18 protein-coding genes are annotated in these 20066 nt (G+C 62.0%); 12 read left to right on the plus strand and 6 right to left on the minus strand.

Features of this window, described 5'->3' with window-relative positions:
• Positions 1-48: 48 nt before the first annotated feature.
• The 12 genes from epd to PVV54_RS02365 all read left to right on the plus strand — a co-directional run bounded on the left by epd (position 49) and on the right by PVV54_RS02365 (position 10793).
• Entirely contained in the window at positions 49-1110 is a 1062-nt protein-coding gene (epd, locus tag PVV54_RS02310; protein WP_274908414.1) for an erythrose-4-phosphate dehydrogenase, read from the plus strand.
• A 12-nt stretch (positions 1111-1122) separates the two neighbouring features.
• Positions 1123-2286: a phosphoglycerate kinase gene (locus PVV54_RS02315; protein ID WP_274908415.1), complete on the plus strand. Its 1164-nt coding sequence runs from the start codon at positions 1123-1125 to the stop codon at positions 2284-2286.
• Positions 2287-2318: 32 nt separating this feature from the next.
• Entirely contained in the window at positions 2319-2537 is a 219-nt protein-coding gene (locus tag PVV54_RS02320; RefSeq protein ID WP_274908416.1) for a hypothetical protein, read from the plus strand.
• A 75-nt stretch (positions 2538-2612) separates the two neighbouring features.
• Positions 2613-2942 (plus strand): MliC family protein, encoded by a 330-nt coding sequence (locus tag PVV54_RS02325; protein ID WP_274908417.1) that lies wholly within the window; start codon positions 2613-2615, stop codon positions 2940-2942.
• Between the two features lie 100 nt (positions 2943-3042).
• Positions 3043-4107, plus strand: a complete 1065-nt coding sequence (gene fba / locus PVV54_RS02330) for a class II fructose-bisphosphate aldolase (RefSeq protein ID WP_008093958.1) — start codon at positions 3043-3045, stop codon at positions 4105-4107.
• A 193-nt stretch (positions 4108-4300) separates the two neighbouring features.
• On the plus strand, positions 4301-6421 hold the full coding sequence (locus tag PVV54_RS02335) for a putative bifunctional diguanylate cyclase/phosphodiesterase (RefSeq protein ID WP_274908418.1): 2121 nt from the start codon (positions 4301-4303) through the stop codon (positions 6419-6421).
• A 39-nt stretch (positions 6422-6460) separates the two neighbouring features.
• The gene (locus PVV54_RS02340) at positions 6461-6961 is read left to right on the plus strand and encodes a M48 metallopeptidase family protein (protein WP_274908419.1); all 501 of its coding nucleotides are present in this window, start codon (positions 6461-6463) and stop codon (positions 6959-6961) included.
• 12 nt (positions 6962-6973) lie between these two features.
• A complete protein-coding gene (locus PVV54_RS02345; RefSeq protein WP_274908420.1) occupies positions 6974-7270 on the plus strand; it encodes a winged helix-turn-helix domain-containing protein in 297 nt (98 codons plus the stop codon).
• Between the two features lie 42 nt (positions 7271-7312).
• Positions 7313-7948: a helix-turn-helix transcriptional regulator gene (locus PVV54_RS02350; protein ID WP_274908421.1), complete on the plus strand. Its 636-nt coding sequence runs from the start codon at positions 7313-7315 to the stop codon at positions 7946-7948.
• Between the two features lie 87 nt (positions 7949-8035).
• Complete coding sequence (locus tag PVV54_RS02355) at positions 8036-9013, plus strand: threonine/serine dehydratase (RefSeq protein ID WP_274908422.1); 978 nt, start codon at positions 8036-8038, stop codon at positions 9011-9013.
• Entirely contained in the window at positions 9010-9963 is a 954-nt protein-coding gene (locus PVV54_RS02360) for an ornithine cyclodeaminase family protein (RefSeq protein WP_274908423.1), read from the plus strand. Before PVV54_RS02355 ends, PVV54_RS02360 begins: the two co-directional genes overlap by 4 nt.
• Before the next feature lie 92 nt (positions 9964-10055).
• Positions 10056-10793 carry a substrate-binding periplasmic protein gene (locus tag PVV54_RS02365; protein WP_274908424.1) on the plus strand — a complete coding sequence of 246 codons (738 nt, stop codon included), beginning with the start codon at positions 10056-10058 and terminating at the stop codon, positions 10791-10793.
• A 14-nt stretch (positions 10794-10807) separates the two neighbouring features.
• On the opposite strand, the gene yccS is transcribed toward PVV54_RS02365, so the two are convergent.
• The 6 genes from yccS to PVV54_RS02395 all read right to left on the minus strand — a co-directional run bounded on the left by yccS (position 10808) and on the right by PVV54_RS02395 (position 20057).
• The gene (gene yccS / locus PVV54_RS02370) at positions 10808-12991 is read right to left on the minus strand and encodes a YccS family putative transporter (RefSeq protein ID WP_274908425.1); all 2184 of its coding nucleotides are present in this window, start codon (positions 12989-12991) and stop codon (positions 10808-10810) included.
• An 84-nt stretch (positions 12992-13075) separates the two neighbouring features.
• Entirely contained in the window at positions 13076-14257 is a 1182-nt protein-coding gene (locus PVV54_RS02375) for an NAD(P)/FAD-dependent oxidoreductase (protein WP_274908426.1), read from the minus strand.
• A 52-nt stretch (positions 14258-14309) separates the two neighbouring features.
• On the minus strand, positions 14310-15647 hold the full coding sequence (dbpA, locus tag PVV54_RS02380; RefSeq protein ID WP_274910374.1) for an ATP-dependent RNA helicase DbpA: 1338 nt from the start codon (positions 15645-15647) through the stop codon (positions 14310-14312).
• A gap of 112 nt (positions 15648-15759) precedes the next feature.
• Positions 15760-17187 (minus strand): multidrug transporter subunit MdtD, encoded by a 1428-nt coding sequence (mdtD, locus tag PVV54_RS02385; protein WP_274908427.1) that lies wholly within the window; start codon positions 17185-17187, stop codon positions 15760-15762.
• A gap of 108 nt (positions 17188-17295) precedes the next feature.
• The gene (locus tag PVV54_RS02390; protein WP_274908428.1) at positions 17296-18615 is read right to left on the minus strand and encodes a TldD/PmbA family protein; all 1320 of its coding nucleotides are present in this window, start codon (positions 18613-18615) and stop codon (positions 17296-17298) included.
• Entirely contained in the window at positions 18615-20057 is a 1443-nt protein-coding gene (locus tag PVV54_RS02395; protein ID WP_274908429.1) for a TldD/PmbA family protein, read from the minus strand. Before PVV54_RS02395 ends, PVV54_RS02390 begins: the two co-directional genes overlap by 1 nt.
• Between the last annotated feature and the right edge of the window lie 9 nt (positions 20058-20066).

Here is a 20066-nt window from a genome sequence, read left to right on the forward strand (position 1 = left end):
GGGCCGCAACGCGGCCCCAATAGCCAACATGCGTTAGCGAGCCACCGAATGCCCCACCCGCGTCCCTACAAAGTTGCACTCAACGGTTACGGCCGCATTGGCCGCTGTGTCCTGCGCGCACTGTTCGAGCGAGGGGCGAAGGCGGGCTTTGAAATCGTTGCGCTCAACGACCTGGCCGACCAGGCCAGCGTGGAATACCTGACACGCTTCGACTCCACCCACGGGCGATTCCCCGGCGAGGTGAGGGTTGATGGCGATTGTCTTCATATTAATGGCGACTGCGTGAAGGTATTGCGCAGCGCCACCCCCGAGGGCGTCGATTGGGCAGCCCTGGATATCGACCTTGTGCTGGAATGCTCCGGCGCTTATCACACCCGCGCCGACGGCCAACGGTTCCTGGATGCTGGCGCGCCGCGCGTGCTGTTTTCCCAGCCGATGGCCAGCGAGGCGGATGTCGACGCAACCGTGGTTTATGGCCACAACCAGGATTGCCTGACTGGCAGCGAGCTGCTGGTGTCCAACGCCTCCTGTACCACCAACTGCGGCGTGCCGTTGCTGCGGGTGCTGGATGAGGCATTCGGCATCGAGTACGTACAGATAACCACCATTCACTCGGCAATGAATGATCAGCCGGTGATCGATGCCTACCACCACGAAGATTTGCGCCGCACGCGCTCGGCGTTCCAGTCAGTGATTCCGGTGTCCACGGGGCTCGCCCGCGGTATCGAACGCCTGCTGCCGGAACTTGCCGGCCGAATTCAGGCCAAAGCGGTACGCGTGCCTACCGTCAACGTCTCGTGCCTGGACATCACCCTGCAGACCGCCCGCGATACCAGTGCGGCCGAGGTCAACCGGGTACTGCGCGAGGCGGCACTGGAAGGCCCGCTGAAAGGCTTGCTGGCCTACACCGAGCTGCCCCACGCCAGCTGTGATTTCAACCATGACCCGCATTCGGCAATCGTCGATGCCAGCCAGACACGCGTCTCAGGCCCACGCCTGGTGAACCTTATGGCTTGGTTCGACAACGAATGGGGGTTCGCCAACCGTATGCTCGACGTTGCCGAACACTTTCTGCACGTCGTTCACCCAACCCGCACCAAACAGCCCTGAAGGACTGCATTCATGACCGTGTTGAAGATGACCGACCTCGACCTGCAAGGTAAGCGCGTACTGATCCGCGAAGACCTCAACGTGCCTGTAAAGGACGGTGTGGTAGCCAGCGACGCGCGTATCCTGGCAGCGCTGCCGACCATCAAGCTGGCCCTGGAGAAGGGCGCGGCGGTAATGGTCTGCTCGCACCTGGGCCGCCCGACCGAGGGCGAGTTCTCGGCCGAAAACAGCCTCAAGCCGGTTGCCGACTACCTGACCAAGGCCCTGGGCCGCGAAGTGCCGCTGGTTGCTGACTACCTGGACGGTGTCGAAGTCAACGCCGGTGATCTGGTGCTGTTCGAGAACGTACGCTTCAATAAAGGCGAGAAAAAGAACGCCGATGAACTGGCGCAGAAGTACGCTGCCCTGTGCGACGTGTTCGTGATGGACGCGTTCGGAACTGCTCACCGCGCCGAAGGTTCCACCCACGGTGTGGCCAAATTTGCCAAGGTTGCTGCTGCAGGCCCGCTGCTGGCTGCCGAGCTGGATGCCTTGGGCAAGGCCCTGAAGGCCCCGGCCAAGCCGATGGCTGCCATCGTTGCCGGCTCCAAGGTTTCCACCAAACTGGACGTGCTGAACAGCCTGAGCACGGTGTGTGACCAGTTGATCGTTGGTGGCGGCATCGCCAACACCTTCCTGGCCGCTGCCGGGCACCCGGTTGGCAAATCGCTGTACGAGCCGGACCTGATCGAAACCGCCAAGGCCATTGCTGCCAAGGTCAGCGTACCGCTGCCGGTCGACGTGGTCGTTGCCAAAGAGTTCGCCGAAACCGCCGAAGCTACTGTCAAAGCCATCGCCGACGTCGCCGCTGACGACATGATCCTGGACATCGGCCCGCAAACCGCGGCCAACTTCGCCGAGCTGCTGAAGTCGTCCAAAACCATTCTGTGGAACGGCCCGGTTGGCGTGTTCGAATTCGACCAGTTCGGCAACGGCACCAAAGTGCTGGCCAAGGCCATTGCCGACAGCGCTGCATTCTCCATTGCCGGTGGCGGCGATACCCTGGCCGCCATCGACAAATATGGCGTCAGCAAGGATATCTCCTACATTTCTACCGGTGGTGGCGCGTTCCTCGAGTTCGTCGAAGGCAAAGTGCTGCCGGCCGTGGCGATCCTGGAAGAGCGGGCAAAAGCCTGACAATGGCGGCGCCTGGCAAAGGGAGCGACCTGATGGTCAAACAATTGCCTGTGATGATCATGGCCGGGCTGCTGGGCGCTTGCTCCAGCAACTCGTCCCCGGACGCCGACCCGGCGCAACCGCCCAAGGGCGGTTGCTACCAGTCCGAGTGGCAAGCCGAGACCGTGCCGGTGATCAACAAGCGCACAGGCCCGGAGGGCCTGGAAAAGTACGACGAAGAGCACCAGCGCAAGGCGCCGGGCTGCCCTTGAACCGGAAGGCGTGCCGTGCGTTTCATCGGCACGGGCAACCAAGCGGCCGCTGTGTGGTCATCTAGAGGATATGTAATGAAAGCGCTGATGGCCGCACTGGCCCTGGCGACACTGGCAGGCTGCTCGCTGCTGCAACCGGTGCAAACTGCCCCGGCAGACAACTGGACCCGCTGGGTCTGCGACACGCAAACCGATGTGCTGTGGCGTTTCGCCGATGCACAACGTGATGCGGTGGATGTACGCCTTGGCGGCGGTGACCAGGTTTACCGGCTCAAGTCCGAACCGGGCGCCTCTGGCGCGCTGTACAGCGATGGCGTGCTGGCCTTCCACACCAAAGGCGAAGAAGGCCTGGTGTACTGGGTGGCAACCAACGATCTGATTGGGCGGGGCTGCAAGGCACCGTGACTGGCCGGGCCGCACAGGCGGCCCACACTACTTGAACAGCAACCGCCCATGCGGCAGGCTTGCACGAAACAAACGACGCTTGTCGGGAGAGAGATACACAATGGCACTCATTAGCATGCGCCAGATGCTGGACCACGCCGCCGAGTTCGGTTACGGCGTTCCGGCTTTCAACGTCAACAACCTCGAGCAGATGCGCGCCATCATGGAAGCGGCCGACAAGACCGACTCCCCGGTGATTGTCCAGGCTTCGGCCGGTGCCCGCAAATACGCCGGTGCCCCGTTCCTGCGCCACCTGATCCTCGCCGCCATCGAAGAATTCCCGCACATCCCGGTGTGCATGCACCAGGACCACGGCACCAGCCCTGACGTGTGCCAGCGCTCCATCCAGCTGGGCTTCAGCTCGGTGATGATGGACGGCTCGCTGGGCGAAGACGGCAAGACCCCGACCGACTACGAGTACAACGTACGCGTTACCCAGCAAACCGTTGCCATGGCTCACGCCTGCGGCGTTTCGGTTGAAGGCGAGCTGGGCTGCCTGGGTTCGCTGGAAACCGGCATGGCCGGTGAAGAAGACGGCATTGGCGCCGAAGGCGTGCTGGACCACAGCCAGATGCTGACCGACCCGGAAGAAGCCGCGGACTTCGTCAAGAAGACCCAGGTAGACGCCCTGGCCATCGCCATCGGTACCAGCCACGGTGCCTACAAGTTCACCAAGCCGCCTACCGGTGACGTGCTTGCCATCGACCGCATCAAGGAAATCCACAAGCGCATCCCTAACACCCACCTGGTAATGCACGGTTCGTCGTCGGTACCGCAAGAGTGGCTGGCGATCATCAACCAGTACGGCGGCGACATCAAGGAAACCTACGGCGTACCGGTTGAAGAAATCGTCGAAGGCATCAAGCACGGCGTGCGCAAGGTCAACATCGATACCGACCTGCGCCTGGCCTCCACCGGTGCCATGCGTCGCCTGATGGCGCAGAACCCGAGCGAGTTCGACCCGCGCAAGTTCTTCGGTGAAACCGTAAAAGCCATGCGTGACGTGTGCATCGCCCGTTACGAAGCCTTCGGCACCGCCGGCAATGCCTCGAAGATCAAGCCGATCTCCCTGGAAGGCATGTTCCAGCGCTACCTGAAAGGTGAGTTGGCTGCCAAGGTCAACTGATCCATCGGTGGAACAAAAAACCCGCAGAAATGCGGGTTTTTTTATGGGCAGGTGCAACCCAAACGACCGTTAGTCGACTACCCTTAAATTTATGCACTGATAGCGTTCTGATTGCATTGCGTGTTGCAAGCTCGAGACTAGAGTGTTAATCGGATCCAATAAAGGATGAAGTCCGTCACAAAAGAGAAGCAGCATGGATCGCGCTTACCCTCAAACACCAGAGGCCAACTCGGTACTTCTGGTGGTAGACGATTACCCTGAAAACCTCATCAGCATGCGGGCATTGCTGGCGCGTACGGATTGGCAGGTGTTGACGGCAAGCTCCGGCATGGAAGCCCTGAGTGCTTTGCTGGAGAACGAAGTCGACCTGGTATTGCTGGACGTACAGATGCCAGAAATGGATGGGTTCGAGGTCGCTCGCCTGATGCGTGGCAGCCAGCGTACGCGGCTGACGCCCATTATTTTCCTGACGGCCAACGAGCAGTCGGATGCCGCTGTGCTCAAAGGCTACGCCAGTGGCGCAGTGGATTACTTGTTCAAGCCGTTCGACCCGCAGATCCTCAAGCCCAAGGTGCAGGCGCAGCTGGATCAGCAACGCAATCGGCGCATGCTGCAGCGGCTGACGCGCGAACTGGAAGCGGCCAGGGCCTTCAATGCGTCAATCCTGGAAAACGCTGCCGAAGGCATTCTGGTGGTAGGTGCCCAGGGCATTATCAGCTTTGCCAACCCTGCTGTTTCTGCACTGCTCGAAGCGCCGGTGGATCAGCTGCGGGGCGTGCAGCTGCTGGATTTGGTGCAATTGCCCAATGCCACCCTGTGGAGCGAGTCTGAATTTCTTCAGGCGTATCTGGCCCGGCGCATTTTCCGTGTGCACGATGCCCATTTGCGTACCGTAAGTGGCCATCTGGTGCCGGTAGCACTGTCGTGTGCGCCACTGCCCGCCGATCAGCAAGCAATGGTGGTCACGGTGCTGGACATGTCGGTGGTGCGCAACCTCCACCAGCAACTCGAGTACCAGGCCGTTACCGACCCCCTCACCGGACTGCTGAATCGCCGCGGCTTCTACCAGGCTGCCGAGGGCGTGTTGTTGCGCAACGAGTTCTCGGACAAGACCCAGGCCCTGATGTACATGGACCTGGATGGCTTCAAGCGGATCAATGACTCGCTTGGCCATGATGCTGGCGACAAAGTGCTGCGCTGGGTTGCCGAGCAGTTCAAGGACTGCCTGGGCAATGAAGCGCTGCTGGCACGAATGGGTGGGGATGAATTTACTGCGTTGTTCGATAACCTGCCCTATCCGGAGCAGGCCGGGCGTTATGCCGAACAGCTGCTTGAACGTATGTCTGCCCAGCCCCAGCTCGATGGGCTGGAGGTTTCGTTGGGTGTCAGCATCGGCATCGCTACGTACCCGGACTGCGGCTCCAGCGTCGAGGGCCTGTTGCGCGCCGCCGATGCGGCGATGTATGCGGCCAAGCAATCCGGGCGCCAGCAGTATCGCTTCTATGACCAGGAGCTCAATGGCCGGGCGCGTTCGCGCCTGATGCTCGAAGACAGTGTGCGCGCCGCGGTGGAGTCCCATGACTTCAGCCTGGTGTACCAACCGCAGGTGAGCTTCGCCGATGGCCACTTGCGCGGCTTCGAAGCCTTGTTGCGTTGGCAGCACCCCAGCGTTGGCGATGTGCCGCCAGGGCTGTTTATTCCGTTGCTGGAGGAAGCCCGGCTGATCAACCGCCTGGCAAGCTGGATCTACCGCCAGGGCGCGGCTCAGCGCCAGGCCTGGTATGGGCACTTTGCCCCCGAGTTGGTACTGGGTATCAGCCTTAGCCGTGCGCAGTTCGTCATGCCAGGTTTGGTGGATGAATTGCAGCGGGTTGTCGAGGAATACCAATTGAACCCGGCACAGCTTGAAGTGGAAGTGGCGGAAACCTCGCTGATGTACAACATCGATGCCGCGGTCAAACAGATCCATCGCCTGCGCGAGCTTGGCGTGCGCGTGGCGCTGGACGACTTTGGTGCAGGCGACTGTTCGTTGCGCATGCTGCGCGACTTGCCCATCGATACCCTCAAACTCGACCGCCATCTGGTCGCCCGCCTGCCTGACTCTGCAGCCGATGCAGCGCTGGTTCGCAGCGTCATTGCCCTGTGCGGGGACTACGACATCACGGTCATTGCAGAGGGGGTGGAAACAGTCGACCAAGCTGCGTGGCTGAAAGCAAACGGTTGCGCTTATGTGCAGGGTTTTCTGGTGGCATACCCGATGACGGCAGCAGATGCGAGTGGCTTCTCGGCGATTTTTTCCTGGCCCAGGCCCTGATTGGCTAGAATCGGCTTTCGTTACACCGAAAGCCGTGCCATGACCGAATTACGCTACTTGCAAGCCTACCCGCCGCACCTGCAGGAACAGGTACGCCAGATGATCGCCAGCGACCGCCTGGGCGATTACCTGCAACGCCGCTACCCTGGCCGCCATGACGTGCAGAGCGACAAGGCACTGTATGGCTACGCTCAGGACCTGCGCCAGCAATATCTGCGCAGTGCGCCCAGCCTGGACAAAGTGCTGTTCGACAACCGCCTGGACCTGACCCACCGTGCGCTGGGGCTGAACACGGCGGTATCGCGCGTGCAGGGCGGCAAGCTCAAGGCCAAGAAGGAAATCCGCATCGCCTCGCTGTTCAAGGAAGCCGCGCCGCAGTTTTTGCGCATGATCGTGGTGCATGAACTGGCGCACCTGCGTGAGCGTGACCACAACAAAGCGTTCTACCAGCTCTGCCAGCACATGGAGCCGGACTACCATCAACTGGAATTCGACCTGCGCGTGTACCTGACCTATCGGGAGCTGCCAGGCAACCTGTAAGGACCAAGCAGCATGGATGTGAGCAAGACCAAGAGCAGCTTCTACCGCCGTTTGTACGTGGCCTGGCTGATCGACAGCCAGACCGCCACCAGCGTGCCTGCGTTGATGGAGGCCACCGGCATGCCGCGACGCACCGCCCAGGACACCATTACCGCACTGGCCGACCTGGACATCGTCTGTGTGTTCGAACAGCAGGAAGGGGCGCGCAATCATGCCGGGCATTACCGGGTTCATGATTGGGGCGCCATCGACAAGCAGTGGATCATCCAGCATCTTCGGCAAATTCGCGAAGTGTTGGGTTACCCCTGAGCGTTTTGAAACTCCCCACGACGATTCATCAGGAAACCTTGAATGTCAGTAAGCCGGCAGGCCATTTCCCCCCGCTTCAGCAACTACGCCGCCATGGCCGATGGTGTCGCAACCCTGTTGTTCCCCCACGCGGAGGTTGTGGTGCACGACCTACGCAGCCAGACCGTGGTGCACATCGCCAACAACATCTCCAAGCGCCAGCTGGGGGATGATTCGGCGCTGGATGACCTGCCTGCCGAACTGGACGCCACCACGCCGTTGGGGCCATATGAAAAGCTCAACTGGAATGGCCAGAAAATTCGCTCCATCAGCAGTGTGATGGTCGATGAGACGGGGCAACCCGAGGCGCTGCTTTGCATCAACTTCAATGTTTCGGTGCTTGAACAGGCCAAGCACGCGCTGGACCTGTTCTTTCAGGCCAGCCGTTTGTTGCCTCAGCCGGATGTGTTGTTCCGTGACGACTGGCAGGAGCGCATCAATACTTTCCTGCATGGTTGGCTGCAAGAGCGGGGGTTGGGTCTTGGCGCGCTTGACCGTGAGCAGAAGCGGCAGTTGGTGGAAGCGCTGCACGGTGAGGGGGCGTTCCGCGGCAAGAGTGCCATCGATTATGTGGCCAACGTGCTTGGTATGGGGCGTGCCACCGTTTACAAGTACGTGAAGGCTGCCCGCGAGATGTGACGCGGTGTCTCGGCAAGCTTGATGTTCGTGGATTAATATTCTACGGTAGACGAATATTCTATTTGTCCGTCGCTGGAGAGCCTGCCCATGGCAATTGCTGACGCCGATCTCGATTCACTGTTCCAGGCCATCTTCCAGGCCCATCTGGCGATGCGGCCGCAAGTGGCTGTAACGCCACTTATCCACAGCCCTGCGCTTTCGGCCATCACGGGCTGCACCGTGCACCTCAAGTGCGAGCATTTGCAGCACACCGGTTCATTCAAATTTCGTGGTGCCAGCAACAAGTTGCGTTTGCTGGACGCGCAGCAGCGCAAGGATGGGGTGATTACCGCGTCCTCCGGCAACCATGGGCAGGGGCTGGCACTGGCCGGGCGCTTGCTGGGCGTGCCGGTGAGAGTTTTTGTCAGTGCCGACGCGTCGCCGGTCAAGATCGAGGCCATGCGTGCATTCGGGGCTGAGGTGACGCTGCTGGATTGCGACCCGCTGCAAGTCGAACTTGAGGCCGGTCGCCAGGCGAGGTTGCAGGGCAAGCCGTTCGTATCGCCTTACAATGACCTGCAGATCATCGCCGGGCAGGGCACCATCGGCATGGAGCTGGCAGAACAGGCATGGGGCCTGGATGCGGTGTTCGTGGCGGTTGGGGGTGGTGGCATGGTGTCTGGTATCGCTGCCGCGCTGCATCGCCTGAAACCGTCAGTCGAAATCATTGGTTGCTGGCCGGCCAATGCCCCGACGCTCAAGCGCTCGCTGGAAGCCGGTGAAATTATCGAAATGGCAGAGTCGCCAACCCTTTCGGACGGTACCGCAGGTGGTGTCGAGCCGGGCGCCGTCACCTTTGGCTTATGCCAGCGTCTGCTGAGCCGGCAGGTAGAGGTCAGCGAAGATGAGATCCGGGCGGCAATGCGCGATGTGGCTACCCATGAACGCTGGATTATCGAAGGGGCTGCTGCCGTTGCATTGGCTGGCATGAAGCAGCTGGCAAAAGACTACCAGGGTAAAAATGTGGCCGTTGTGCTCTGCGGGCGCAACATCCAGCTGGAGAAGTTTCTGGGGGCCATTGCATGAAGGTCTTCAACAGGCAGGCCATCGCGCAACACCTGGACCTGGATGATGCCGAAGCGCGTCTTGCGCAGGGCTTCATGGCTTATTCGGCGGGCAAGGTCCAGGTGCCGCCGGTTCAGGCTTTCAGCTTTGCCCAGGCCAATGGTGATTGCTGTATTAAATCTGCCTGGCTGGAAGGCAGCGATACCTTCACCGTCAAGGTTTCCACAGGCTTCTACGACAACCCAGCGCTGGGGCTGGACAGCAACGATGGGCTGATGCTGGTACTGAGTGCCTGCAACGGCCAGCCCTTGGCGCTGCTGGCCGATCAAGGCTGGCTGACCAGCGTGCGTACGGCTCTGGCTGGCCGTATCGTGGCGCGCGTGCTGGCGCCTGCCAGGGTCGAGGCGATTGGCGTGCTGGGCACTGGAAGCCAGGCGCGGCTGCAACTTGAGTACTTGAAGGCTGTGACCGAGTGCCGTGAGGTGATCGTGTGGGGGCGCAGTGAAGCGGCGCTGAGTGATTACCATGATTTTGCCGAGGCCCTTGGTTTCAACGTGCGTACCACGCTTGAGCCGCAAGCAGTCGCCCAGGCTGCAAACCTGATCATCTGTGCCACACCGTCCCGTGAACCCCTGCTGATGCGCGACTGGTTGCGCCCGGGTACTCATATCACGGCGGTGGGTGCCGATGCGTCGGGCAAGCAGGAGCTCGACCCGTGGCTCGTGGCTGCTGCCGACCGGATCGTGGTGGACTCGATCCCGCAGTGCAGCCAGTACGGCGAAGTTTCCCACGCAGTCAAAGCAGGCATGATCGACTGGCTTGGCCTTGTGGAGCTTGGCCGCGTACTCGACGGCAGCAATCCCGGCCGGGAGCACGAAGCACAGATAACCCTGGCGGACCTGACCGGCGTTGCCGTGCAGGATGCGCAAATCGCCCGGTGTGCCTACGAAGCGTTGCTTGGATCAAATTAAAGGCCATTTGACACTATTGCATGCTGCCCTTGCGTTGCCCTTGGGTTACTCTGCGGAGTCTGTAGTGCCCACCACTGCAAAAGGACTTGAGCATGCGGCCACTGCTTTGCGTTCTATGTTTGCTGGGAGTGATGCTGGCAGCGACTGCCTCGGCTGAGGGCAGGTTGCGGCTGGTGGCTGATAACTGGCCACCGTTCAACGATACCGGCATGCCAGGCGGTGGCCTGGCCACCAGCATCGTCACCACGGCTCTGGCCCGGGCAGGGTATGCCAGTGAGTATGAAGAAGCGCCTTGGGCGCGAGCGCTGATGGGCGTTACTGAAGGGCGATACGACATTCTCATCAACGCCTGGTACAACGATGCCCGCGCGCAGGTTGGGGACTTTTCCAAAGCCTACCTGAACAATCGCATTCGCCTGCTAAAGCGCAAAGGTGACAGCTTTCGCTTCAAGCGCCAGGCCGACCTGTATCCCTACAGCATTGCCGTGGTGCGAGACTATGCCTATTCCCCGGAATTCGACGGCGACAACCACCTTAACAAAGTGCCCGTGAGCAGTTTCTCTTCAGCTGTGCGCATGTTGGCGGCGGGGAGGGTGGACCTGACCATCGAAGATGAGTTTGTGGCGCGGTACAACCTGCAGCGTGAGCCGGAGCAGGTGCGGGACGCGGTGGAGTTTGTAGACCCGCCGCTGGGCGAGAATACCCTGCATATCCTGGTTAGCCTGAAACATCCGGCGCATCGGCAGATTGTGGAGCGGTTCGAACGGGCCATTGAAGCGATGAAGGCCGATGGCAGTTATGAGCGGCTGATGCGTCAGCATGGCTTTTGATTGTTGTGCATCAATCAGGCCGGCTCACCTTCCTTGATCAGATGCGCCGCCAATGTACGTAATGGCCCCAACTGCCGGCAAATCAGCGCCAGCTGCGTCTGCACCAGGCGTTGCTGCTCATCCAGCTCTTCGGGCATCTGCTCCAGCGTAGTGGCCAGCGCTTCCTCGGCATCACTGTGAATCGCCACTGAAGACCGCGCCGCCAGCCCGTTGGCAATTTCATCCAGGCTATTGGCCAGGCTTTGCCCGGCCCCCTCGATCAACTGCTCCTGCACCTCGGCCGGCAATGCTGCGTCGCGGTGTGCACCCAGCCCCGACAAGTAACTCAGCAAGGTGTGTGACAGCACCAGGAAACGAAAGCCCACATCAGCTTCTTTGCGAAAGTGCCCTGGCTCCATCAGCATGTTGGCCAGGGTGGTGGACAGCGCTGCATCGGCGTTGTGGGCGTTGCGCCGCGCCAGCCGGTAGGCCAGGTCGTCGCGCTTGCCGTGGGCATATTGCTGCATGATCTGGCGCAGGTAGACGCTGGCGCAGGTGAGGGTGTTGGCCAGCGCCTTGTTCAGGCGGCGGCCCTGCCAGTCGGGGAGGAACAGGAATACCGCCAGGATGGCGATCAGGCTGCCCACCAAGGTATCGAACAGGCGCGGCAGGAACAGGCCATAGCCGTCGCCGATCTGGTTGAAGCAGAACAGCACCATCAGGGTGATGGCGGCCGTGGCCAAGGTGTAGCGCGTGGTGCGGTTGACGAAGAACACCACCCCGGCAACCACCGCGAACAGCGACTGGATGAGCGGGTTGGGGAACAGGTCGAACAGCGCCCAGCCCACGGTCAGGCCGATGGCCGTACCGAAGATCCGCTGCACCAGCTTGCGCCGCGTAGCGCCGTAGTTGGGTTGGCAGACGAACAGCGTGGTGAGGATGATCCAGTAGCCTTGGGTCGGGTGAATCAGGTGCACCATGCCGTAGCCGATCGACAATGCCAGCGGCAGGCGCAGGGCGTGGCGGAACAGCAGCGAGGTGGGCGTGAGCTGGGTACGCAGGCGCTTCCACACGTCTTTGAGGTTGCGTGGCGAGCGGTCGAGCAGGCTGCTGTCACTGGCGTCGGCCAGGCTGTCCGGGTTGCTGGCGGCGCCGAGCAGGCGGTCCAGCGTTGCCAGGTTGGCGGCCAACGCGCGCAATGAACGTAGCAGCCCGCGCCAGGCCGGGTTGCTCTGGATGCGCAGGTGCTCCAGCGAGGCGTTCAGGTCCTCCAGTGCATCGGCAAAGCCGTTATCCAGCACAAAAGGCTGGCGCAGGCGGATTGAGCGTGACAGTTCCTGACAGGCCGAACCTTGTTGGCGTAGCAGGCGCTGGCAGCGGAACATCACGTCGCTGTGGAAGAAGGCATCGGCCAGGGCGTTGTAGGGGTAGTGCGAGGCGCTGACCCGCTCGTGGATGTCCTGGGCCAGGAAATACAGCTTCAGGTAACGGCTGACCTTGGAGTTTGGCTGGCTGTTGCCTACCCGGTGGAGAATGATTTCCTTGGCGGCGTTAAGTGCCGCGACTACTTTGCCGTTCTGTTGCGCCAGTTCCAGGCGCCGGGCTTCCAGGTCGAGGTTGCGTACCGGTTCGAACAGGTTTGCCTTGAGCTTGAGGTAACGCCCTAACTCAAAAAACAGCTTGGCCAGGCTCTGTTGCACGGGCTGGTTGGAGAACAGCGCCTGCCACAGCACCGAAAGCAGCCCATACCACGCAGCACCCGCCACCAGCAGCATCGGCTCGTGCCAGAAGTCGCTGACCTGGCCGCCGCGCTGGTCCACGCCGATCATGGTGTACACCGACAAAATCAGCGTGCCCGAGGCAATGGCGCCATACCGTTCACCCAGTGCCCCGAGCATGGTCAAGCCAAAAGCCGCCAGGGCCATGGCAATCACGAATATCCAGGGGTAGGGGAACAGCAGCTCCACCGACAGCGCCGCAACGGCGAAACACACCAACGTCACTGCCAGCGCACTGAGGCGCCCTTGCCAGCTATCGTCCGTTTCGGCCAGGGCACACGCGATGATGCCCAGAAACAACGGAATCAACAGCGCCATTTCGTTCTGATACCAGCACAGGGCCAGGCTGCCGGTCAGGGCGATGGTGACCCGGATGCTGTAGCTGAACTTGTCTTGGCCCCACAAACGACGCAGTGACTGGCGGAACGAGCTCGATGACATGATGGCCTGCTGGGCAGTGTTCGTAAGAATGCATTGCGGCACGGACCAGCAAGAAGCGTTCCGTGCTGCTGAATGGATTCTACTCTACACGAACTGTGCTGCAGCGTTAGCGGATGCCCAAGCCCACTGGAAGTTGAAGCCCCCCAAATGCCCGGTTACATCGAGCACTTCGCCGATGAAATAAAGGCCAGGGCTTTTCAGCGACTCCATGGTTTTGGACGACACCTCGCGGGTGTCCACGCCGCCCAGCGTCACTTCAGCGGTGCGGTAGCCCTCGGTGCCGGCCGGCACCACCTGCCAAGCAGCCAGCTTGTCGGCGATTTGCGCCAGTTCCGCCGGGGTGTACTGCTTCATCGGTCGGGACTCGAACCATTGCTCGGCCAGCAGGTTGGCCAGCTTGCGGGTGAACACTTCCCCCAGCACGGTTTTCAGTTCGGCATTGGCTCGTTCGGTTTGCACCTGTTGCAGCCAGGTCAGTGCATCACGATCGGGCAGCAGGTTGATCTCTACTGTATCGCCCGCTTCCCAGAACGACGAAATCTGCAAAATCGCCGGGCCGCTAAGGCCGCGGTGGGTGAATAGCAGGTTTTCTCGGAAGCTTGTGCCATTGCAGCTGGCCGTGCAGTCCAGCGAAGTGCCCGACAACTCGGTGCACAGTGCCTTGAGTTGGGGCTCGGTGATGGTGAATGGCACCAACCCGGCGCGGGTTGGCAGCAGCGTGTGACCAAATTGGCGCGCGACCTGATAGCCGAAGCCCGTAGCACCCAATGTCGGGATCGACAGGCCGCCCGTAGCGATGACCAGCGACTGGCAAGCGAATTGCCCGCCGCTGGTTTGCAGCAGGTAGCCGCCCTCGGTCTTCTCGATCTGTTCGATGCTCGTGTGCATGCGAATTTCGGCGCCCGCGTCGTCGCATTCGGCCAGCAGCATGTCGAGAATGTCGCTGGCCTTGTTGTCGCAAAAAAGCTGGCCGAGCTTTTTCTCGTGGTAGGGCACGCCGTGCTTGCACACCAGTTCGATGAAGTCCCACTGGGTGTAGCGGGCCAGGGCCGATTTGCAGAAGTGCGCGTTCTGCGACAGGAAGTTGGCCGGCTCGGTGTACATATTGGTGAAATTGCAGCGCCCGCCGCCCGACATGAGGATCTTCTTGCCTGGCTTGTTGGCGTGGTCGAGCAGCAGCACACGGCGGCCACGGCGGGCGCTGAGCTGGGCGCACATCAGGCCGGCGGCGCCAGCGCCGATGATGATCACGTCGGTGGAGTGCACGGTGGGAACCTCTTTGGGATTGCTGGGGGCTGCAAAGCAGCCCCAAAACAAGTCAGATAATGCGGACTTTCAGTGCCCGGCCCTTGATCTTGCCGCTGTTCAGCCGCTGCATGGCCTGCTTGGCCAATGCCCGCTCCACCGCCACAAAGGCCACGAAGTCAAAGATCGCAATCTTGCCCACCTGCTTGCCCGGAATGCCGGCGTCGCCAGTCAGCGCACCCAGAATGTCGCCCGGGCGCAGCTTGTCCTTGCGGCCTGCCGCGATGCACAGCGTGGTCATCACCGGCAGCAGTGGTTCACCGCCTTTGCTCTTCAGGCTGTCCAGCTGGTCCCAGCGCAGCGGGCTTTTCTGCAGGTCTTCGATCGCTTGAGCGCGGTGCCCCTCGGCAGGCGCTACCAGGCTGACGGCAATACCTTTCTCGCCAGCGCGACCGGTACGGCCCACACGGTGAACGTGAATTTCGGCATCGCGGGCCAGCTCCACGTTGATGACCATGTCCAGGCCGTCGATATCCAGCCCACGGGCTGCCACATCCGTGGCCACCAATACCGAGCTGCTGCGGTTGGCGAACATGGTCAGTACCTGGTCGCGGTCACGCTGCTCCAGGTCGCCATGCAGGGCTTGGGCGACGATGCCTTTGGCGGTGAGGTGGGCGACAACGTCTTCACACTGCTGCTTGGTGAAGCAGAACGCCACGCAGGACTGCGGGCGGTAGTGGCCCAGCACGCGGGTGACCGCTTCCAGACGCTGCTGCGGGTCAATCTCGATGAAGCGCTGTTCGATCTGGTTGTCGGCGTGCAGGCTTTCTACCTTGACCTGCTGCGGCTTGCGCATGAAATCGGCGGCCAGTTGCTCGATACCAGTCGGGTAGGTGGCCGAGAACAGCAAGGTCTGGCGGCGCGCCGGGGTTTTGCCGATGATGCTGGCGATTGCGTCGAAGAAGCCCATGTCGAGCATGCGGTCAGCTTCGTCCAGCACCAACGTGTTAAGCCCGTTGAGCACCAGGGTGCCTTTGTCCAGGTGCTGCTGTACGCGGCCCGGGGTGCCGACAATGATGTGTGCACCGTGCTCCAGCGAGGCGATTTGCGGGCCCAGCGACACGCCACCGCACAGGGTGAGGATCTTGATGTTGTCCTCGGCGCGGGCCAGGCGGCGCAGCTCTTTGGCGACCTGGTCGGCCAGCTCGCGAGTGGGGCACAGCACCAACGCCTGGCAGCCGAAGAAGCGGGGGTTGATCGGGTTGAGCAGGCCGATGCCGAAGGCGGCTGTTTTGCCGCTGCCTGTCTTGGCCTGGGCGATCAGGTCCTGGCCCTTGAGGATGACCGGCAGGCTCTGGGCCTGAATCGGCGTCATCGAGGCATAGCCGAGGGCGTCCAGGTTGGCCAGCATGGCGGCGGACAGCGGCAGGGTGGCAAAGGCGGTGGTTTCGGTGGTCACGAGGCGGGCCTGCGTTGCGAAGCGAAAAATGCCGCACAGTCTACCAGCCTCATGGCCATTCGCCCTACGATTCCATATGTTGTTCCGGACGACGGGCACGCCTTCCGTCCGTCGGCGCCAGTTGCAGGAAGATCGCCGCAGCCAGCATGGCCATGATGCCGATGGTGACGAAGGTCAGCTGGAAAGCGCCGAGCGTGGTTTCCACCCCATCAGCGTTACCGGCTGCGGTGAAGCCGCCCAGCAGCGCACCGGCACAGGCCACACCCAGGCTCAGTGACAGTTGTGCCACTACCGACAGCAGGCTGTTGCCGCTGCTGGCGCTGGCGTCGTCCAGGTCGATCAGGGTAACCGTGTTCATGGCGGTGAACTGCATCGAGTTCACTGCCCCCAGCATTGCCAGTTGTGCCAGCAGCAGTGGGTATGGCGTCTGTTCGTCGACCAGCCCGAGGCTGGCCAGCAGAATACCCAGCAGTAACGTGTTGCCAGTGAGGATGATGCGATAGCCGAAACGCTCGATCATCGGCCGCGCGACAGACTTGGCGACCATTGCCGCCGCCGCCAGCGGGATCATGCTCATGCCCGCCTGGGACGGTGAGTAACCCAGCGCCACTTGCAGCAGCAACGGCACCAGGAAGGGAAGGGCGCCACTGCCCAGCCGGGCGAACAGGTTGCCGAGAATGCCGATGGCAAAGGTACGCACGCGGAACAGGCTGGGTGAAAACAGCGGCTCCGGGTCGCGCCCGGCACGCAGCCAGTAGGCGGCAAGGCAAGCCATGCCCGCAAACAGCAGCAACATCACCCGCAAGTGCGGCAAATGAAGTTCGCCCAGGCCTTCCATAGCGATGGTGATTAGGACCATTGCCGCGCCAAACAGGAGGAAGCCGGGCCCGTCGAACGACGTGCGCTCGGCGCCGCGCAGGTCGGGGATGAACTTCCAGACCGCGTAGCAACCCAGCGCACCCACCGGCAGGTTGAGCAGGAAGATCCAGTGCCAGCTGAGGATTTCCACCAGCCAGCCGCCGAGCGTCGGCCCCAGCAGCGGGCCCAGCAGGCCGGGGATGGTGATGAAGCTCATGATCCGCACCAGCTCGCTGCGCGGATAGGCCCGCAGCACCACCAGCCGCCCGACCGGCAGCATCAGCGCGCCGCCCAGGCCTTGTACCACCCGGGCGAAAATCAGGAAGCCCAGGCTATCGGCCATGGCGCACAGGAGTGAGCCGAAGCTGAACAACAGAATGGCGCTGAAGAAGATGCGCTTGGTGCCGAAGCGGTCGGCGATCCAGCCGGACGCCGGTATCAACAGGGCCACGGTGAGCATGTAGGCGATCACCACACCTTGCATGCGCAGTGGGTCTTCGCTGAGCGAGCGGGCCATGGCGGGCAGGGCGGTGTTGAGGATGGTGCCGTCGAGGGACTGCATGAAAAAGGCGATGGCCACCACCCAAGGGAGCCAGCGGGCGGTGACGGGGTCCAGCGGGGCGCGGTCGGGCATGGGTTCCTCGTTTGTCTGGGCCGGCCTCATCGCGGATGAATCCGCTCCTACAGGGCGCGCGTTGCCTGTGTAGGAGCGGATTTATCCGCGAAGGGCCCTCAAGCCAAATCACAATGTCAGCGTCAACCCTCTGACCAACGCCCCCGGCAAATGACTCGACCCGGTACTGCGCTGCCCATAGGTACTGGTCGACAGAATCATCTCCCGCTCCCGGGTCAGGTCTTCCAGCTGGCTGCCCAGCAGATTGTAGAGGCTGTCATCGAAGCGCATGGTGCTCACCGGCCCTTTTATCTCGCCATTCTCCACCCAGAACGTGGCGAACCGGGTCAACCCGGTCATGCGCGCGGCCGGCAGGTCGGAGTAGTTCAGGTACCAGAGGTTGCTGATGTACAGCCCGGTACCCAGCCTTTCGAGAATCTCCTCGTTGGGCAACTGCCCGGCTGCCAGGCTCAAGGCGCAGGGCGATTCGTAGCTGTCTGCACCGTTGGCCGCAAGGTTGAACTCGGCCGCACTGCGTGCACTGATCAACCGCTGCAGGGCTCGCCCTTGCCCAATCAGTGGAACGTCCTGGCGCGGCGAGCCCTCGTCGGAAAACGCCGGGCTAAGCGAACCGCTGACCTGTTCATCAAAGCTCACCAAAGGACTCAGGCTGGCATCACCGTTGTAGAGCCGCTGCAAGGCACTGTTGCCGGTGGCCAGCGCCTGCGCCGAGAACGCCCCCCAGCACAGCATCCCGGCGATTTCGTCCATGGCCGCGGGCGCGAGGTAGGCCCGGTAGCTGCCAGGGTTCAGCGTAATGGTCGGGCGGCCGAGGAAGCCCAATTGTTCGCGTGCCTGGCGCAGGCGGGCGGTGAAGTCCTCAGCGTGCCATGCCTGCCCGGCATAGTTGGCCTTTACCGCCTGGCCATTGGCGTGGAACAGGCTCCAGTCAACATTGAAACTGTTGGCCTGGTGCCAGCCGAAAGCGCCGAACGAACTGGCAAAGCCACGGCAGATCGGGCCGGCGGCATAGATGCCAACCAAGTCCAGGTCGCCCGCTTCCCGCTCAAGCAGTGCCATCACCTCGGCCAAGTCCGGTAGCGCCTGCTGCTGCAGGCTGTTGCTCTGCCAGGCGGCCTCGTCCAGCTGCAAGTAAGGGTCGATGGCCAGCAGCGGCAATGTTTGGCGAAGTTGCGCCAAGGCGTCGGTCAGCCGTTGACGGTCCAGATGTTCATCACCGCTCAACGTCACATGCTGCTCGGCCTGACGCCCATCGTGCACCAGCCTCAGCTGCGCGCTGGCCTGGTTAACCTCGCCAGCCTGCCGAACTTTGGCATGGTTGAAACGCACGAACTGCGACTGCTCGGCGCTGTAGCCAAGCGTAAATTGCTCACCGGCTTGCAGTGCCTCGCGCACTGCGCTTACCAGGGCTTCGAAAGCTTGTTTCATCAGGCATCGCCCCCGAAAACATCGACTTGGCTGAATACACACGCTGGCGAAGCGTGGCCCACCCGCACTACCTGGTTGGGTTCGCCCTTGCCGCAGTTTGGCGTACCCAGGACCTGGAAGGTGCTACGGTCGCCGACCGCCGTGAGGTTGCGCCAGAAGTGTGCGGAGATGCCGCGGTAGTTGGGGTTCTTGACGATGCCCTTGAGTTCACCGTTTTCGATCAGTTGCCCCCACTCGCAGCCAAACTGGAACTTGTTGCGCGCATCGTCGATGGACCACGAGCGGTTTGTGCGCATCAAGATGCCGTGCTCGATACCCTTGACCAACTGCTCGAGCGGTTGATCGCCTGGCTCGATGTTGAGGTTGGCCATACGGTCGATCGGCGCCCGGTTCCAGCCGCAGGCACGGCTGTTGGCAACACCGTCCAGGCCAGAGCGGAACTGCGACAGCGCGCCGCCCAGCGGGCGCAGCAGCAGGCCGTCTCGGATCAGGAACTGTTTGCTGGCCTCGGTGCCATCATCGTCGTGACTATAGCTGGCCAGCTCTTCACCGATGGTGGGGTCGAAGGTGACGTTGAGCAGCGCGGAACCGTATTGCAATTGGCCGAAGTCGCTAGCTTTGACGAAGCTGGTGCCGGCGTAGTTGCGCTCGTCGCCGAGGATGCGGTCCATTTCCAGCGGGTGGCCGATGGACTCGTGGATCTGCAGCATCATCTGGTCGGGCATCAGCAGCAGGTCGCGTGGCCCGTTGGGCGTATTGGGCGCCAGCAGCAGTTGTAGTGCTTCGCCAGCAACTTGCCTGGCGGCGCCGATCAGTCCGCAGCGCTCGATGATCTCGAAGCCGCCTTGCTGGCCGAAGTTTTCGCGGCCCAGGCTGCGGCGCTGGCTGTCCTGGCCGTCGCTGGCTGTCACGCTCAGCCCCGGGAACAGAAAACGCTGGGCATGGCGCAGTTCAGCGCCGGCAGAGTTCAGGTACGTTTGCTCGACCAGGCTTTGGCTGAGGCTGGCTTGCCAGTCTACCAGGCGCTCGTCCTTGGGCACGCTGGCCGATTCGGTGGCGAGCAGGCCAAGGCAGTCGGCCAATGAGGGCATTGGCTGGTCGAAGTTGGGCGAAACATGGTCGTGGCGTGCGCTGGTGACAGGCTGTGTACGCAAGTCGAGCAGGCTGTGGCTGGCAATCTGGCGGGCCAAGGCTTCAGCTTGGTCCAGCGCGCGCTGCAAGCCAGCTTGTGAGAGGTCGGCAGTGGCCGCGTAAGCCTCCACGCCATTGACCCGCACGGTAAGCATGGCGCCTTCGTCCTGGCTGAAGTAAGGCGGTTCGGCCACGTTGCGGCGAACCGACAGCGCTTGATGCGACTGTTTTACATGGCGAAGGGAAAACACCTCGGCCGTACTGCGCAGCGCGGCAAAGCGCTGGCGCAGCAGGGCGCTGGAATCGAACATGTGGAAGCC

It is taken from the genome of Pseudomonas sp. PSKL.D1, assembly GCF_028898945.1.
Lineage (GTDB): Bacteria > Pseudomonadota > Gammaproteobacteria > Pseudomonadales > Pseudomonadaceae > Aquipseudomonas.

What these genes read in the sequence shown, in the direction of transcription:
- epd (WP_274908414.1), top strand. Translation starts at nt 49, where the DNA reads ATGCCCCACCCGCGTCCCTACAAAGTTGCACTCAACGGTTACGGCCGC.
- PVV54_RS02315 (WP_274908415.1), top strand. Translation starts at nt 1,123, where the DNA reads ATGACCGTGTTGAAGATGACCGACCTCGACCTGCAAGGTAAGCGCGTA.
- PVV54_RS02320 (WP_274908416.1), top strand. Translation starts at nt 2,319, where the DNA reads ATGGTCAAACAATTGCCTGTGATGATCATGGCCGGGCTGCTGGGCGCT.
- PVV54_RS02325 (WP_274908417.1), top strand. Translation starts at nt 2,613, where the DNA reads ATGAAAGCGCTGATGGCCGCACTGGCCCTGGCGACACTGGCAGGCTGC.
- fba (WP_008093958.1), top strand. Translation starts at nt 3,043, where the DNA reads ATGGCACTCATTAGCATGCGCCAGATGCTGGACCACGCCGCCGAGTTC.
- PVV54_RS02335 (WP_274908418.1), top strand. Translation starts at nt 4,301, where the DNA reads ATGGATCGCGCTTACCCTCAAACACCAGAGGCCAACTCGGTACTTCTG.
- PVV54_RS02340 (WP_274908419.1), top strand. Translation starts at nt 6,461, where the DNA reads ATGACCGAATTACGCTACTTGCAAGCCTACCCGCCGCACCTGCAGGAA.
- PVV54_RS02345 (WP_274908420.1), top strand. Translation starts at nt 6,974, where the DNA reads ATGGATGTGAGCAAGACCAAGAGCAGCTTCTACCGCCGTTTGTACGTG.
- PVV54_RS02350 (WP_274908421.1), top strand. Translation starts at nt 7,313, where the DNA reads ATGTCAGTAAGCCGGCAGGCCATTTCCCCCCGCTTCAGCAACTACGCC.
- PVV54_RS02355 (WP_274908422.1), top strand. Translation starts at nt 8,036, where the DNA reads ATGGCAATTGCTGACGCCGATCTCGATTCACTGTTCCAGGCCATCTTC.
- PVV54_RS02360 (WP_274908423.1), top strand. Translation starts at nt 9,010, where the DNA reads ATGAAGGTCTTCAACAGGCAGGCCATCGCGCAACACCTGGACCTGGAT.
- PVV54_RS02365 (WP_274908424.1), top strand. Translation starts at nt 10,056, where the DNA reads ATGCGGCCACTGCTTTGCGTTCTATGTTTGCTGGGAGTGATGCTGGCA.
- yccS (WP_274908425.1), bottom strand. Translation starts at nt 12,991, where the DNA reads ATGTCATCGAGCTCGTTCCGCCAGTCACTGCGTCGTTTGTGGGGCCAA.
- dbpA (WP_274910374.1), bottom strand. Translation starts at nt 15,647, where the DNA reads ATGCTGGCCAACCTGGACGCCCTCGGCTATGCCTCGATGACGCCGATT.
- mdtD (WP_274908427.1), bottom strand. Translation starts at nt 17,187, where the DNA reads ATGCCCGACCGCGCCCCGCTGGACCCCGTCACCGCCCGCTGGCTCCCT.
- PVV54_RS02390 (WP_274908428.1), bottom strand. Translation starts at nt 18,615, where the DNA reads ATGAAACAAGCTTTCGAAGCCCTGGTAAGCGCAGTGCGCGAGGCACTG.
- PVV54_RS02395 (WP_274908429.1), bottom strand. Translation starts at nt 20,057, where the DNA reads ATGTTCGATTCCAGCGCCCTGCTGCGCCAGCGCTTTGCCGCGCTGCGC.